We start from the raw sequence: 16,709 nt of genomic DNA on the forward strand, positions 1-16,709 counted from the left end.
CGTTCGCCTTACTTGTAGAGGTGTTCGTTTGCAGCGGCTTTTACTGCGGTGGCAAGGTTTTCCAGCACAGCAGTCTTCTCGCTGATCTGTGCTTCAAGCTGCAGGCTTTCTTGTGCAATCGAATCGATCACATGCTTTTGCTTGGTGATCTGCTCTTCGAAACCGTCGCTGATCTTCTTCAGCATGGCGTTGAGCTGCTCGTCGATGATTGCCGGAATTTTCCCGCGCAGTTCCGCCTTGATGTTGGGGAACACTTCGCCGGTCAGCTTCTGGCGAAACTTCTCGCGCTCGTTACCGCCACCGTTAAACATCTTGAGAATTTCGGGCAAGAAGATGATCACCAGCTCTACCAGCGGATTGACCACGGTGGTGGTGACAGCGAGCACGGTAGAGAGGCTGCGGTAGAGCATGACACCGCTGTTCTTGTCTTCCTCGGCACGATTGCTCAGGCGTGTCGACCAGTCGCTGAGCATTTCCGTGGTGCGCTCCAGCGAAAACTTGACTTTGTTGGAAAGCTCCTCGCTCCAGTTGCCGCTGATGTCCAGTACGGACATCTGGCTGCTGGTGGCACTGAGGTTGCTGGCAATCCGGTCGACCATGTTGGTGGAGATGTCCTGCACTTCAGATTTGATCGTGCTGGACAGGCTGCTGCGGATGATGTCGGAGAGTGCATTCGACAGGGCACTCGGGTTCTTGCTGCTGCCCAAGGTGACCAGCTCGTCGAGGGAGTCATTAAGCGCGTTGTCCAGGCCGCGCAGGCTACGGTCGAGCATTTTTCCCGAGTAGCGATCTTTCAGGTCCGACTCGACGTCTTTGCGTTGCTCCAGCAGCTTGGCCAAGGCCTGCTCGAGTGCGCGTGCGGTTTGCTCGCTCTCGGCCTTGTCCTTTTTCAGCATGCTCAGCGCCAGGTTGATCTGCGCCAGTACTTCGAAGTTCTGGTCCTTGAGGATGTCGATGAACAGGCGCGAGAACAGCACGTCAGGCTGCAATGCGGTCAGTGCATTTTTCAGTTCCTCACCACCACGGTTGCCGATAGTGATGCTGCGGTAGTGCTCGCCGAAATACACCCCGAGCTGGTCGTCAATGTAGGCCTGCACGTCTTCAACCTGGTCGGCGGCGCGCAGGTTGCATTTGCTCAGCAGGAAGGTGAAATCGGTGTTGTAGGTTTTTAGCTCGTCGAGTTTGCGCAGCATCGACTGCGTAATGTTGCCGTCCTCGATGCTGGTCAGCACCACGAAGTGCACACCGCGCGGCAGGTAGTAAGCAATGGCCTTATTGTGGTTTTCCAGCGATGAGCCAAAGCCCGGCATGTCGACCAGCACCAGGGGCGCAATGGCTTTCAACGCCTCGCTGTCGAGGTACAGGCGCAAGTGTGAAAACTCGCTGGAACGACGATTGATGGTACTCAGCGCTTCAACAGGCAAACGTTCCTGCACACCGTCGGGTTTGATTGCCAGCAGATAGGGCTCAGATGAATAACGCAGTTCGGTCGCCAGTTCAGTTTCCGGCGCAATTCCAACTGGCAAAATGTCCTGGCCCATCAGCGCGTTCAACAGCGAGCTCTTACCGGCGCTGAAGGCCCCGATTACGGGCACCACAAGCTCGGTCTCCATCACTTTTGGAAGCAATGACTGATCGAATGAAAACGCTTGGTCATTGAGCAGCACCTGCATTTTCTTCAAGTAAGTGGCGAACTCTTTCTGGCTTTCGAGCATGGTGATATTCCTTTAAGTGTTGATGGTCTGCGCGAAAACATGGCATAGGGTGCACAGAGGCTTATGCGCTGGGATATTCAAATAATCGCTGGTCTTTCTCGTCGTGCGAGAAGGGGGCCGGTCCGAGAAGGTTACAACCGCAGTTGCCGCATTCGGGTCGCGTTCAGGGCCGTTCACGAGGTCAGTGCGTCACTGCTTGGCTCGTGGTCTTGTTACAGAAGCATTGAGTGCAATGGAAGGGGAGGGCAAAGGCATGCACACGTCCTTGTCTGTAGGGTGTTGATCGCGCATGCCAAATAACTGATGGCATATCGCATCCCGGATGAGATTGCGTTGGGTGAAACCAATAGATCGGCGCAATCTGTTCTGCCTGTATGATGGCACTTTGATTCGGCATGGTAAACTGTCAACAAAACGCCCATATCCCGGGGTTTTTCTTCAGATGCAACGCGCATTTTCAAGGCCTTGCGCGGAGGTGCATGGTTGAAATATTTACCTGTATGCTTAACCAGTATTCAGGTGCTGCACGTGTAACTGCAAGCGGTGGGGATAGAACGAAAGCCGGTCAAGCTATTTTCTCGCCAATAGGCATTTGGCGAAGGCTTCATTTTTTAGTGGCGGCCTATTGGCATTATGCTGGTCGCGTTTTTTGGTGATGGACCTCGTTTGGTTATCCAGCGAACTGGCAGGAGCAGCAATGAATGGTGTGGGTTATTGGTATCGTCGTCGCGTTGATCGGCTTTGCGATGATGTCTCGTCCTTTCAGGATTGGTTTCGCCCTCTATTTGGCCTTCCTGATTTACTACATCTACCTGTATGGCGGTAAAGGGGATCTGGCAGAGGCGTCCACCGCACTTTCACTCGTGTCCGGGGCGGTAGGCCTTTTGGTCCTCGGGGCAGTGCTGGGTGGCATACGGTCGAGTGCTGGCAGTGAGTCGGAGTACATAGCCAAACGTAAGCGAGTCTGGATTTTTCTGCTGAAGTTTGGTGGCGCATACGTTGTGTTTACCCAGCTGCTGACTGTGGCATTGTTTTTGGGCGGAGGGGGCGGTTCCTGGGAAGACTGGACAGCAGCAGGGTTCATGGTGAAATTACTGCCCTACAAGTGGGTTGGGTATTTGCTGATGTTGGCGGGGTACTATTGCTTGAAAGGCAAATCCAAAACGCCCCGGCCCCTACGCACTTGATACCTTTTTATCTCTTTTCAGAACTATCAAGCATTACCACCACTGCTGGACGTGCGCTGGCACTGTCGTCGATGAACAGCGGCTTGAACTGCTTGCTTGGCATATAACCCTTGAGTTGCTTGTCATATATCAAGTTTTTGGGCGCATGTTCGGTGATGTAGGTATTGATATCCTTGGACGCCTGCTGCCGACTAATGCCAAAGCTCTGTATCAAGTGTCCCGTGGTCAGCCTGCCCTCCCGCCAGGCTGCGGGTTCAATCAGGCGATAGCGAAGAGCTAGGTCTCAGCGAACCTGTTCGATGGATTGCTTGCGCTTCATACCCTCTCCATATGCTCGAATTCTTTACCTGTATAAGTCTACACTCTAGACGTGTCACTTTCAGCTACATATCGTCTTGCTGTCTTCGGAATTATCAGTGTTTTGAGGGTGGCGAACATGGCTGCGTGGGATGGGGTTTCTATAGGCGCATTGCTGTTGATGGGGGCTGCGCGAGCTCTGGAAAATGGCTCTCGACTTCAAAAGGTATGTGCGTTGGGCTCGCATTTGGGAGATGGAAAATCGGGAGCTGCGGTCAGCACTGCGGGCTGAGAAAGCGCACATTGAGCAGTTGCAAAGGAAACTGGTGATTCTGCAGGCGTTGATTCCGGCAGAGGGCTAAGGGGAGGGCCTGGCAGCTTAGGTCGTGTCAGCCTGATGGATGGTGCCGCCACTGATGCATTAGGTGTTCCAGTGGATTTCTTTAGTGCTCCTTAACAGGCTTGATCCAAATAAATCAGTCTTAACCCTAGCAAGTCAGCTAGAATCCTCGACTCTTAGTCGATATGGATCTGGAAATGACAGATCGGTGGTTGAGTGTCGAGGAAATCGGCGAGCACTTGGGCGTGAGTAAGGACACTGTCTATGCATGGATTGCAAAGCGACACATGCCTGCGCACAAGGTGGGGCGGCTCTGGAAATTCCAGAAAGCTGAGGTCGATTCGTGGGTTAAAGCTGGTGGGGCAAATGATGATGCGACCTTGGGGTCAGCATGAGTGCCGAGCGCTACCGCCTGTCATTCACCACGGGTGGTCTATTTCTGCAGGAAGCCCCGTTGGTTGCCGAGCGTTACCTATCATTGCGCGACTGGTCGCAGACCCGTGCAGAGGTACGTAATGGCAACCTCCTGCAGGCGCGTACAGCCAGCTCTGCGAAGCGCATTAGCATCGAGTTGTTCGGGCGACTTGAACTGCTTGATATCGAAGAACTGGAGGCTCTGGTCGACGGTAACCTGCGAGAGCGCAGTTACTTGCTCTGGTCGGCGGTCAGTCGCCGTTATGGCTTCATCCGTGATTTCGCCATTGAGGTACTGCACGAATACTACCTCAGCCGGCGTCACCGGATCATGACTGCTGACTATGAGGCTTTCTACAACGCCAAGGCGCTTTGGCATAAGGAGCTGGATGAAATTGCAGTCTCCACCCAAAAGCGTTTGCGCCACAGTGTATTTCAGATGCTGCGCGAGTCCGGCCTGCTCTCAGAGCAAGGTCAGATCCAGCCGGCGCTGCTGACCCCGTATCTAGCCCGGCTGATAGCCAAGCATGGGCGCGAGCATCTGCTGGTTTTTCCTGCCACGGATAGCGAAATTCAAAGGTGGCTTCAATGAGCCGGAAAATCAGCCAGCAGCCGCTGGCCGCACGTTTCGAACACCTGCTGGGCGTCATCAGCAGCCAGCGCTTTATAGAGATGAAAGGGCTGAACAACGACCTGCCGTTCTACATCTGCGAGTACAAGGCCGCCGAGGCCGTCGAGATACAACGCATGCGCCGGCAACTGGTCAACAGCCTGGCCAGCTTGAGCATCGACTGCTTACAGGGGCGTGGTGTGCGGGTTCTGGAGATCAATCTCTACGATTTGTCCATCGAGCTGCTCAAAGCTCGAGAAGGCAGTAGCGATGACAGCAGCCTCTGGGACGAGATCCTCGCCGTCGAGCCTGACGTGGAGAAGGATGCTCTGCTTGAGTTGCTGCAGAACGTCTTGGGCGTCGAGGAATACCTGATTCCGGCAATTGGCGAGCGCATCGCTGAGGCTGAGCACGACGTTCTGTTTCTCTCAGGTATTGGCGAGGTGTTCCCCTACATCCGCTCGCACAACGTGCTCAACAATCTGCAAAGTACCGCCAAGGACAAGCCAACCGTGATGTTCTTCCCCGGTGAGTACCGTCACTCACTGCAGCAGGGGGCTTCGCTGGAGCTGTTCGGCTTGCTGCACGACGACAAGTACTACCGCGCATTCAACATTTTCGAGATTCAGGTCTGAGGAAGTAGTAGATGGAGCTCAACGGTATTTTCCTGAACCCTGTCAGCCGCCCCATCGAGGGGGTGATTAAGGCTGACGATGAGGCCAGCCTGTATGACGAGCTGAGCGAGTACGTCCTTACCGATGAGGTTGCCAAGCGCCTGGAGCACTTCCTCGACGCCTACACTGACTACCATGGTGCCAACGGGGTGTGGGTATCCGGCTTCTTCGGCTCGGGTAAGTCGCACCTGCTGAAGATGCTGGCTCTGCTGCTGGAAAACCGTCGCATCGATGGCACCTCTGCGCTGGACATCTTCCTGCCCAAGATCCACGAGGACGATGCGCTGCTGCGCAGCAAGCTCAAGCAGGCCGTCGCCATTTCGTCGAAGAGCATTCTGTTCAACATCGACCAGAAAGCCGACATCATCAGCAAGAGCCAGACCGATGCCTTGCTGTCGGTGTTCGTCAAGGTCTTCAACGAGATGTGTGGCTACTTCGGCAAGCAGGGCTACATTGCCCAGTTCGAGCGTGATCTCGACAGCCGCGAGCAGTTCGAGGCCTTCAAGGACGCCTACCAGAGCATCGCCAAGAAGCCTTGGGAGCGCGGTCGCGAGCAGGCCTTGCTGGAGTCCGGCAACATCGCCAAGGCCTATGCGCAGATCACCGGCGAAGATCCGGCACTGGCCAAGGGCATCCTCGACAAGTACCGCACCCAGTACAGCGTCTCCATCGAAGACTTCGGCATCCAGGTCAAGGCCTGGCTGGACAAGCAGCCAGCCAACTTCCGCCTGAACTTTTTCGTCGACGAGGTCGGACAGTACATTGACGACAACACCAAGCTGATGACCAACCTGCAGACCGTCGCCGAAAGCCTGGCGACCAAGTGCCAGGGGCGAGCTTGGATCATCGTCACGGCGCAGGAGGACATGAGCTCGGTGCTTGGTGAAATGGGCACGAAACAGAGCAACGACTTCACCAAAATCCAGGCGCGCTTTGCCAACCGCCTCAAGCTGACCAGCGCCGACGTGGCTGAGGTGATCCAGAAGCGTCTGCTGACGAAGAACTCGGTGGGTACCGATCTGCTGAAAAGCGTCTACGACCAGCAATTCAACAACTTCAAGACGCTCTTCGAGTTCGCCGATGGCGGTCAGCACTACCAGAACTTCCGCGATCTTGAGCACTTCACCTACTGCTACCCGTTTGTGCCGTATCAGTTCCCACTGTTCCAGTCGGCCATCCGGGGCATTTCCCTGCACAATGGGTTCGAGGGCAAGGCCAACTCGGTGGGTGAGCGCTCTATGCTCGGCGTATTCCAAGATGTGGCAAAAGCTATCCGCCCGGAGCCAGTAGGGCAGTTGGCGACCTTCGACCGCATGTTCGAAGGCATTCGGGGGGCGCTGAAAAGCGCGATCCAGAGCGCGATCAACAACGCCGAACGTCACCTGGGTGACCCCTACGCCGTGCGCGTGCTCAAGGCACTGTTCCTGGTCAAGTACGTCAAGGAGTTCAAGGCCACCCTGCGCAACCTCAGTGTGCTGATGCTGGAACGCTTCGGTGAGGACGTACCGGCCCAGCGCAAGAAGCTGGAGGCTGCACTCAACCTGCTGGAGCAGCAAACCTACATCCAGCGCAATGGCGATCTCTACGAGTACCTGACCGACGAAGAGAAGGACATCGAGGAAGAGATCAAGAACACCGAGGTCGAGTCGGCCGACGTGATCAAGGAGCTGGAGGGGCTGCTGTTCGAGGGCGCAATCAAGCAGCGCAAGATCCGCTACGAGAACGGCCAGGATTACCCCTACACGCGCAAGATGGATGACAGGGTGCTCAGCCGCGAGCATGAGCTGGCCATCCACGTCGTCACGCCGCTCAGCGACAACTTCGACAACCTCACGGTGCAGTGCATGCAGAGCATGGGGCGCGATGAGCTGCGTGTCGTGCTGCCCGCCGACGCGCGTTTCATGCAAGACCTGACTATGTACAAGCGCACCGAGAAGTACATCAGGCAGAACAGCAACACCCAGCAGGAGGCGGTCAAACGCATACTCGATGCAAAGAGCTTCCAGAACACCGAGCGTCTGGCCGAGTTGCAGGAGCGTGCCAAGTATCTGCTCGGCCACGCGCAGCTGATTATCAATGCGGCCGATGTGGACGTGTCCAGCAACGATGGCCAGACCCGCATCCTCAAGGGCTTCTACCAGCTCATCGAAACCACCTATCCAAACCTGCGCATGCTGCGCGATGTGGTGTTCAGCGAGAACGACATCGGCAGATACCTGCGCCAGGGGCAGGATGGGCTGCTGGGCAACGACGCCACCAGCTTGAGCGAGCCGGAGCAGGAACTGCTCGCCTTCATCCAGACCAATGCGCGCAGTGGCGTGCGTACCACGGTGAAGAGCTTGCTGGAGCGCTTCGAACGCAAGAGCTACGGCTGGTACTACGCGGCCATCCTTTGCAACCTCGCGCTGCTCTGCGCGCGCGGTAAGGTTGAGGTGCGTCAGGACAGCAACCCGCTGGAAGGTGACCTCCTGGAGCGCAGCCTGCGCAATACCAATGCTCACCCCACGCTGGTGCTGGAGCCGCAGATCGAATTCACCGCCTCCCAGGTGCGGACGCTCAAGGATTTCTTCGCCGACTTCTTTGATCGGCCTGCCAGCAGCAACGAGGCCCGAGCTCTGGCCCGTGAAACCATCGATGCGATCAAGGACCTGGAGCTGGAACTGGCCGAGCTGCACGGCCAGAAGGCGCAGTATCCCTTCCTGGTGGCTCTGGATGCCGTGCTGGCAACTCTCAAGGAAATTGCCGCGAAGAACCCCAGCTGGTTCTTGACTGACCTGTCGCGTGCGGAAGATGCGCTGCTCGAATCCAAGGAGCAGATCATCGACCCGCTGCAGCGCTTCATGCGCAGCCCGCAGCGAGAGATCTACGAACAGGCCCGCCAATTGATGCAGGAGCAGCAGGACAACTTCACCTATGTGAACGTCGCTGAGGTTGAGTCTATCCGCGCTGTGCTGGCCGACAGCAAGCCTTGGCAAGGCAACCGCCTGCAGCAGGCTAGGCCGCAGTTGGAGGCGCTCCAGCTGGTCTTTGCCAATCAGCTGGCTAGCGAGCAGCAGATCAGCGAGCAATTGCTTGATGAACTGGAGCAGCGCCTGTCTGGTGCCGACGGCTATGCAGCGCTGAGTGCGGATCACAAAGCGCAGCTCGCAGCGCCCTTCACTGAGACTCGTCAGGCCCTGAAAGGGCAGAAGCTGATCGCAGTGCTGCGTGATCAGCGCCGACGTTTTGAAGAGGATCGCTACCCGCAGTTGCTGCTGACTCTGGAAAAAATGGCGCGGCCAGCTGAGCCGTTCGAGCCGTCACCACAGCCACAGGTAGAGCTGCAAGGCGGAGACGCACAACCCAAGCAGCCCGTGCACAAAGAGACTGAACCTCGCATAGTGCCCGCTCGTAGCATTAAGGTTCGCTATGGCAAGCCCTGGCTGACCAGCGAGGCCGAACTGGACGACTATCTGCAGAAGCAGCGTGAGGCATGGCTGCAGGAAATCCAGGCCGGTAACCGCGTACAGATCTGATCCTGTAATGAATTCAAGTGGCCTGCCTGCTGCGGGCCACTCCAGGTTGATACTGCCCGGTGGAGTGCCGGGATCAGGAGAGTTGGATAGATGGAAACCACCAAGCTGAAGAAGTTCGCCCAAGCTGCACGCACCGACCTGCGCAGGCAGGTCGAAACCAAGTTGATACAGGTGTTGCACGCCAGCAGTGCTGCACGCCGCGAGATCCCGCAGGCTGTAGCCCAGTTGGAACGGCAGATTCAGGAGTCCAACAAGGAGCAGGTGATCGAGAAGGTTGCCTACACCTGGTTCAACCGCTTCTGCGCCCTGCGTTTCCTTGATGCCAATGGCTTCACTAATCCCCGTGTGCTGACGCCCATGGAAGGCCAGATCACTCCGGAAATTCTCGCCGAGGCGAAGATGGGGCACTTGGACGACGAATTGGTTGCTGGCAAGACGCGAGAAAAGGTTCTGGATCTACTGGCCGGCAACGCACCCAGTTCAGATCCTCAAGGTGAAGCCTATCGCCAACTGCTGGTGTCGGTATGTAATCACTGGTACCGGCACATGCCATTCCTCTTCGAGCAGATCAACGACTACACCGAACTGCTGATGCCCGGGGACTTGCTGTCGCAAGGCTCAATCATTACCAGCTTGCGCGAGGTGATGACTGAGGAGGTCTGCCAGGACGTTGAGGTTATCGGCTGGCTTTACCAGTATTACATTGCGGAGAAGAAAGATGAAGTCTTCGCCGGGCTGAAGAAGAACATCAAGATCACGCCCGAGAACATCCCCGCTGCAACGCAGTTGTTCACCCCGCACTGGATCGTCCGCTATCTGGTAGAGAACTCGCTGGGCCGTCTGTGGCTACTCAATCGTCCGCAGTCGAAGCTGGCTGAGAAGATGGACTACTACATCGCGCCGGAGGAGTCCGAAAAGGACTTCCTGCGCATCTCCAGCCCGGAAGAGATTCGCGTCTGTGATCCGGCCTGTGGCTCGGGGCATATGCTGACCTATGCCTTCGATCTGCTCTATGCAATCTACGAGGAAGAGGGGTATGACCCGACCGAGATCCCGGCGTTGATTCTGACCCATAACCTCTATGGAGTTGAGATCGACGACCGTGCCGGAGCGCTCGCGGCCTTTGCGCTGGTGATGAGGGCTGCAGCTAGGCTGGGCCGGCGACGTTTTCTTCGTATGCAGGCACGGCCCAATATCTGCGTGCTGCAGAACGTGAGCTTCACCCAGGATGAGCGAGACGACGTAGTTGCCATTATAGGCCGCGACTTGTTCACGGACGAGTTGCGCGAGACCCTGATGCAGTTCGAGCAGGTGAAGAACTTTGGATCGCTTATCGTACCGAAGCTGCGTGATCCAGCTGAGACGCTTCGGGCTGTTGAGGCTTGGGATTTTGGGGGCGATTTGCTGCTGAGAGAGGTGCAAGAGCGATTGGTGACTGTGCTGCGCATGGCCGAGGCGCTCTCGCCAAAATATCATGTGGTAGTGGCCAATCCGCCGTATGCGGGTTTCAAAGGACTGAATGCAGATATCCAAAACTATCTTCTTCGAAACTACCCTAGTGCGAAAGTTGACCTCTACTCCGCGTTCATAGAGCGAGGCTCGCGGATCGTTGTTTCCCATGGTTTCAACGGCATGGTTACAATGGAGAGTTGGATGTTTCTGTCTTCATTTGAGGACATGCGTGCAAAATGCTTGGAGTCAAATACTCTGCACTCTATGGTCCACATGCCGTATCTCGGTAAGGGGAGGACGAGCATGGGTATCAGCTTTGGCACTACAGCTTTCATCCTTGAAAAAGCGCGGCGCATCGACCATGTTGGCGATTTCTGCTGCCTAAGATATTTCGAGTCGGATGATCATGGTGTCCCCTTAGAGTTTCCACCAAGAAACGAGCGACTGGCGCGTGCATCAACCAGAGACTTCGAGAAACTTCCGGGTGAACCGATCGCATATTGGGTGAGTGAACAGTTTCGCAAAAATTTCGCTGATCTTCCGCCTGTTTCTGAGATTTTCACTGCCTGCCAAGGCCTATCGACGTCTGATAATCCTACTTTCGTCCGACAGTGGTCAGAAGTTTCAGTAAGCCGTGTTCGCTTGCCAGGCTCTGATCGCGCTTCGAAGTGGTCGCCTTACAATAAAGGTGGAGAGTTCCGTCGTTGGTCGGGAAACCAAGAGCATATCGTCGACTGGGAAGAAAATGGACGTAGGATTAAAGCGCTCAAACCGAAAAGCGTGATAAGGAACGAAAGTCGATACTTTCAGCCAAGCATATCTTGGTCGGACGTGACGTCTTCAAAAAGCTCTTTTCGCAAATATCAGGACGGGTTTATTTTTGCAAATAATGCCCACTCGGTGTTCCCTGCTGAGAGTGAGAAAGCATCATCACTCATAGCGCTTCTTAATTCGAAAGTGATTGATGGCATCATCGACGCGATCAGTCCGGCAATGCACTTCGATGTAGGCTACTTTTCGAAGATTCCGTTTCAGACTCGAGATGCATCGGCTTACGTAAACTGGTTGGTAAACACCGCAAAATCTGACTGGGACTCCTACGAAACCTCTTGGGATTTCACTACGCTCTCGATACTTTCGCCGCAGCACTGGACTGAGACGCTGAATTCCAGCTATGCCCGTCTGCGTACCCATTGGCAGGGCATAACAGACGAGATGCAGCGGCTGGAGGAAGAAAATAACCGTATCTTCATCGACGCCTATGGTCTTCAAAATGAGCTGAACCCTGGGGTACCGGTCGAGGAGATCACCCTAACCTGCAATCCAGCCTATCGTTATGGCGTGAAGGTCACTGAAGATGACCGCGAAAAGCGCCTGCTTTCCGACACCATGGCCGAATTCATCTCCTACGCAGTCGGTTGCATGTTCGGTCGCTACAGCCTGGACAAGCCGGGCCTTGTTTTGGCCAATCAGGGAGATACGCTGGCGGAATACCTTCAGCACGTGCCTGAGCCCCGCTTCATGCCGGATAATGACAACGTGATCCCAGTGCTGGATGGTGAGTGGTTCGCCGACGACGTGACTGAGCGCTTCCGCCAGTTCCTGCGCGTGACCTTTGGCGATGATCACTACGAGGAGAATTTGGCCTTCATCGAAAAGGCCTTGGGCAAGGTCGTGCGCAAGTACTTTCTCAAGGATTTCTACGTCGACCACCTCAAACGCTACAAGAAGCGCCCGATCTACTGGTTGTTCTCCAGCCCCAAGGGCACTTTCAGTGCACTGATCTACCTGCACCGCTACCGCCCTGATACCGTCAGCGTGGTACTCAAGTACCTGCGCGACTTCCGCGATAAGCTTGCCGCGCGGCTAGACTACTTGCAGAAAGTGGCCATTAGCCCCGATGCCAGCCAAAGCGAAAAGACCAAGGCCAGTAAGGAGGCCGATACAATCAAGAAGCAGTTGCTTGAGCTGGACGACTACGAGCGCGAAATCCTCTACCCGCTTGCGCAAAAAGCTGCTTCCGGGAAGCTGAATCTGGACCTCGATGATGGCGTCAAGGTCAACTACCTCAAGCTGGAAGCTGCCCTTAAGAAGATTCCAGGATTGGAAGCCAAGGAAGACTGATATGGCAGGCCGCTTTGAAAAGGCGATCACGATTCGCCAGGCGATACGCAACATCGATGACCGGACGTTTCTGTTACCGGCGATCCAGCGCAACTTCGTCTGGTCGACGCAGCAGATCTGCACGCTATTCGACTCCCTAATGCGTGAGTACCCGATCAACACATTCATGATGTGGGATGTCACGAGTCCGGAGATCAAGAACAAATACCGCTTCTACAGCTTCCTGATCGACTACTGCCAGCGCTTCAAGGAGTCCAACGACTACGTCCCCACCCAGGGAGACTTCAAAGACTTCAAGGCAGTCATCGACGGGCAGCAGCGGCTGACCTCCATCTATATCGGCTTGAAAGGCACTTATGCCTATAAGCAGCCGCGAATCTGGTGGCCCAATACTCGCAACGATCAGGCGCTCCCGCCTCGCCGGCTGTACCTCAATCTTAGCAAGGGCGTCGAAGGGGATGACAACGAGTCGATGTCTCAGTATGACTTTCGCTTCCTGACCGAGAAGCAGGTCGCATCGTACAAGAGTGACAGGGCCTCGTTTTGGTTCGAAGTGGGTAAGGTCTTGAGCCTACCTGATGTGCGCTCTGATGATGAGATCCTGATGGAAGTCGTACTTCCGTACCTGACGGAGCAGGGGCTGGATACCAATAGGTTTGCAGTCAAGACCCTGAATCGCCTGTATTACCTGGTCAGGCGGGAAGAGGTCATCCACTTCTACAACGAAGAGAGCCAGGACATCGATCATGTCCTTGACGTGTTCATTCGTACCAACAGCGGAGGGACACCTCTGGCGTTTTCCGACCTGTTGATGTCGATCGCCATTGCCAACTGGCAGGGCGATGCCCGTAAGGACATCGACGAGCTGGTCGCTGAGGTCAGGCAGAGCTCGGAGATGCAGTTCTCGGTCGGACGTGACTGGATTCTAAAGACCTGTCTGATGCTGACCGGCGCTGATGTGCGATTCAAGGTCAAGAATTTCGACGCTGATCAGGTTGGCGTCATTCAGGCGCAATGGCCGCAGATCCGGGCCTGTATCGTGGAAACCTTCAAGCTGTTGCGTCTTTTCGGACTGAATGACCATTCGCTGAGAGCAAAGAATGCGGTCATTCCTCTGGCCTTCTACCTGTACAAGCAGATATTCCAGGATAAACCGCTATACCAGAGCATCAACAATATCAACCATCTGCGCGAGGAGCGCCTTGCTCTATCGCGTTGGTTGCACATGGTGCTTCTGCGTGGGGTGTTTGGTGGTCAAGCCGATGGCGTGCTCACAAGAATGCAGCGTCTGCTTGCCAAGCACCTTAGCAAGAAAGCATTCCCTCTGGATGAAATCATCCAAGCATTCACTGCGACCAATAAGGATCTGCGCTTCGACGAGGCGTACCTCAGAGGGTTGCTCGAGATCCAGCATGGGGACTCGCGGTGTCGCTCTGTGCTGAGTCTGCTCTTTCCCGAAATCAATGAAAACCTGCAGTTGGACATTGATCATCTACACCCGAAAAGCGCTTTTACCCAGACAGAGCTTTCCAAACAAGGTTTCCTTAAGAATGACCCCGAGCGGCTGGCGTTTTACCGGAACCCGCTCAACTGGAACTCGATTGCCAATCTGCACCTGCTTAATGCCTCGCAGAATCGATCGAAGAAGGATATGCCGCTGTACGAATGGCTTGCTGAAAAAAGGTGTGGCATCAAACCATCTGATCTGCTGCTGGAAGAGGGAGACAGCCTGCGCTTCGAGGACTTCCAGGCGTTCTGCAATGCACGGCGTGAGGTCCTCCTGCAGCGTCTGCGTTGTAATGTGGTGGTCAGCGGGGCGCTGCCGGTATCCGAAGAGGTGCTGGATGACGAGGAAGAATTTGAGGCAGTGGCATGAGCAACCCAAAAATCACCCAGGCGCTAACCAACCTATTCGACAAGCAGCGCATCGTCTTTTGGTACGACAACAGGCTGGAGTTCCGCGCTGACTTTGAGGCGCTGGAGCTTTCGGGGGTCGAAAAGATCGAGCTGGCTAACAACGAGTTCGGCGTGAAGTACCGCATTCTGCGCGAGCAGCTGGAGCAGAAGTTCCTGCTTTATCGCGAGGGTGCTGAGCCGCCGCATCTGGAAAACTGGTTGCTCGATGTGCAGTTGGCCAGTGGCAACTGCTTCCGTACCGATCAGGTCGCCCTGTGGCTGGCCGAGCTGGAACTGGGGCCAGATTGCTATCCGTTGCTGGAGGCCCATGTCGCGTTCTTCCAGGCCGCCAAGCGGCGCGAGGATCTGCGCAAGCTGCAGCAGCAGGGGGACTCGGACAATATGCTGCGTCTCAAGATGCTTGCGGTCTGCGCCGACACTGCGCCGCGCCTGGATGTGATCCTGGAGAAGCTACTGGCCGAGCTGGCCAGTGCCGGCGATGCGCAGATTAAGCTGATCGAGAGCTGTGGCCTGAGCAGTTTCCTCTGGGAGCAGATGAAGCGTGCCTACGGTTATGTCTCGGAAAGGGCAGGCCTGCGCGACTTCGTCATCGAGCTGTTCAAGGCCTGTTTCCTGATGGGCACCGATCCAGAGCACAAGGCACGTCTATCGGCCGAATCGCTTGTATTTCTCAAGCGCTGGAAGGACAGTCGCTCCCATGAGCAGAGCTTCGAGCTGCTCTCCGAGAAGTGCGCCGAAGTGCTGCAGATCGGCGACCGGCTGCATGGACTCGACTACCGCAAGCTGATGGAGCTGGATTACTTTGAGCTGATCGACCGCAAGATCCTCAGCGAGATGGTACATGCGGTGGTAGCGAGGACGGTGACTGCGCAGGAGGTCGCGCAGTGTTTACGCCAGCGCCGGCAGAGCCACTGGTTTGCTCACTTCGAGGATGTCTACCTGTCGGTTGACCATGCTGCGCAGCTTCTGCAGTTGCTGGATACGACAAAGTTGGAGATGACGTCGCTGAGCGATGGCGTGGAGAAGTATGCTCAGAGCTGGTATCGGCTGGATCAGCTGTACCGTAAGTTCATCTACCATGCCCGCGAGTCGGGGCAGGCCTCTTTGCTGGAGGAGCTCAACACCCAGGTCGAGAACCTGTACATCAACAACTTCCTGGTGCGTCTCAATGACCGCTGGCAGCAGCACGTCGATGCCGCCCAGCGCTGGGAAGCTACACCGATCATGCTGCAGCGGAATTTTTTTGGCCGCTACGTGAAGCCATTCGTCGAGCGCAGGACCAAGGTCTGCGTGGTTATCTCAGATGCTTTCCGCTACGAGATTGGCGAGGAGCTACAAAGCCTGATTCGCCGCGAGGATCGCTTCGAAGCCGAGCTAGAGCCGGCACTGTCGATGCTGCCGAGCTACACCCAGCTGGGCATGGCGGCACTGTTGCCCAACCAGACACTGCAGCTGGCTGAAAACGACAGCGGCGACGCAGTGGTGAATGGGCAGAGCGCTCAGGGGACAGCCAATCGTGGCAAGATCCTAGCAGCAGTGGTGCCGAACTCTGCAGTAGTCCTGGCAAAGGATCTGCTGGCGATGAACCAGGCCGACTCTCGATCCCTGCTGCGTGACAACGATGTGGTCTATGTCTATCACAACCTGATCGACAAGACCGGCGATACTCGTGATACCGAGGAGCGGGTATTTGCGGCGGCTGAGGAAACCTTGTCCGAGTTGGTTCGCCTGGTGAAGAAACTGACCAATTCCAATGCCAGCAATTTGCTGATCACTGCAGACCACGGCTTCATCTACCAGAACCGTCTCTTGGAGGAGAGCGACTTCCTCAGCAGCGAGCCGGATGGTGATGAGGTGCTGTATCGCGACCGGCGCTTTGTACTGGGGCGTGGCTTGCGTAGCCAGGCCGGTTTCAAGACCTTCAGCCCTGACCAGCTGGGTCTGGAGGGAACTCTGGAGGTGCAGATACCCAAGTCCATCAACCGTCTGCGTCTGAAGGGCTCCGGCAGCCGCTTCGTGCATGGCGGGGCGACGCTGCAGGAGGTGGTGATTCCGGTCGTCCGCATCAACAAGAAACGCCAGAGCGATGTGGGCCGTGTGGAAGTCGAGTTCATCGGCGCTGGCGGCAAGACCATCACCACCGGACAGTTGGCCGTGGTGCTGTATCAGACCGAGGCAGTCACCGAGAAGAAGCAACCCCGCCGACTACGCGCAGGCTTGTATACGCTGGACGGTGAGTTGATCTCGGATGCGCATGAGCTGACCTTCGACTTCGCGTCGGATAATCCGCGTGAGCGCGAGCTGTCGGTACGCTTCATCCTAAGTCGGCAGGCTGAGGAGGCGAACAACCAGCAGGTGGAGCTGCGGCTTGAAGAGCAAGTGGAAGGCACCTCGCATTTCACCCGGTACAAGGCTGCTCGGTATACGATTCGTCGTTCGTTCACCAGTGAATTCGACTTTTAAG

The 16,709-nt window shown here is 56.0% G+C and carries 9 protein-coding genes and 2 pseudogenes; 9 read left to right on the top strand and 2 right to left on the bottom strand.

Annotated features, from left to right (window positions below; genetic code table 11):
* Positions 1–8 precede the first annotated feature (8 nt).
* Positions 9–1,715: a dynamin family protein gene (locus ACPRTJ_RS13915; protein ID WP_426427028.1), complete on the bottom strand. Its 1,707-nt coding sequence runs from the start codon at positions 1,713–1,715 to the stop codon at positions 9–11.
* Positions 1,716–2,416: 701 nt separating this feature from the next.
* On the opposite strand from ACPRTJ_RS13915, the gene ACPRTJ_RS13920 reads away from it, so the two are divergent.
* On the top strand, positions 2,417–2,902 hold the full coding sequence (locus ACPRTJ_RS13920; protein ID WP_426427029.1) for a hypothetical protein: 486 nt from the start codon (positions 2,417–2,419) through the stop codon (positions 2,900–2,902).
* 52 nt (positions 2,903–2,954) lie between these two features.
* Here ACPRTJ_RS13920 and ACPRTJ_RS13925 read toward each other — a convergent pair.
* A pseudogene (locus ACPRTJ_RS13925) lies at positions 2,955–3,164 on the bottom strand (WYL domain-containing protein); the annotation flags it as partial.
* 174 nt (positions 3,165–3,338) lie between these two features.
* On the opposite strand from ACPRTJ_RS13925, the pseudogene ACPRTJ_RS13930 reads away from it, so the two are divergent.
* From ACPRTJ_RS13930 to pglZ, 8 genes and pseudogenes are all read left to right on the top strand, one after another.
* Positions 3,339–3,561, top strand: a pseudogene (locus ACPRTJ_RS13930) (hypothetical protein).
* Between the two features lie 175 nt (positions 3,562–3,736).
* A complete protein-coding gene (locus ACPRTJ_RS13935) occupies positions 3,737–3,934 on the top strand; it encodes a helix-turn-helix domain-containing protein (RefSeq protein WP_102886092.1) in 198 nt (65 codons plus the stop codon).
* Complete coding sequence (locus ACPRTJ_RS13940) at positions 3,931–4,545, top strand: DUF1819 family protein (RefSeq protein WP_371039662.1); 615 nt, start codon at positions 3,931–3,933, stop codon at positions 4,543–4,545. Before ACPRTJ_RS13935 ends, ACPRTJ_RS13940 begins: the two co-directional genes overlap by 4 nt.
* Entirely contained in the window at positions 4,542–5,198 is a 657-nt protein-coding gene (locus ACPRTJ_RS13945; RefSeq protein ID WP_371039663.1) for a DUF1788 domain-containing protein, read from the top strand. Before ACPRTJ_RS13940 ends, ACPRTJ_RS13945 begins: the two co-directional genes overlap by 4 nt.
* An 11-nt stretch (positions 5,199–5,209) precedes the next feature.
* Positions 5,210–8,752 (top strand): BREX system P-loop protein BrxC, encoded by a 3,543-nt coding sequence (gene brxC, locus ACPRTJ_RS13950; protein WP_371039664.1) that lies wholly within the window; start codon positions 5,210–5,212, stop codon positions 8,750–8,752.
* A gap of 90 nt (positions 8,753–8,842) precedes the next feature.
* Complete coding sequence (gene pglX / locus ACPRTJ_RS13955; protein ID WP_371039665.1) at positions 8,843–12,328, top strand: BREX-1 system adenine-specific DNA-methyltransferase PglX; 3,486 nt, start codon at positions 8,843–8,845, stop codon at positions 12,326–12,328.
* 1 nt (position 12,329) lies between these two features.
* Positions 12,330–14,204, top strand: a complete 1,875-nt coding sequence (locus ACPRTJ_RS13960; RefSeq protein WP_426427030.1) for a DUF262 domain-containing protein — start codon at positions 12,330–12,332, stop codon at positions 14,202–14,204.
* The gene (gene pglZ, locus ACPRTJ_RS13965) at positions 14,201–16,708 is read left to right on the top strand and encodes a BREX-1 system phosphatase PglZ type A (protein WP_426427031.1); all 2,508 of its coding nucleotides are present in this window, start codon (positions 14,201–14,203) and stop codon (positions 16,706–16,708) included. Before ACPRTJ_RS13960 ends, pglZ begins: the two co-directional genes overlap by 4 nt.
* Position 16,709 lies beyond the last annotated feature (1 nt).

It is taken from the genome of Pseudomonas palmensis, from assembly GCF_049942755.1.
In the GTDB taxonomy this organism is placed as follows: Bacteria; Pseudomonadota; Gammaproteobacteria; order Pseudomonadales; family Pseudomonadaceae; genus Aquipseudomonas; species Aquipseudomonas palmensis.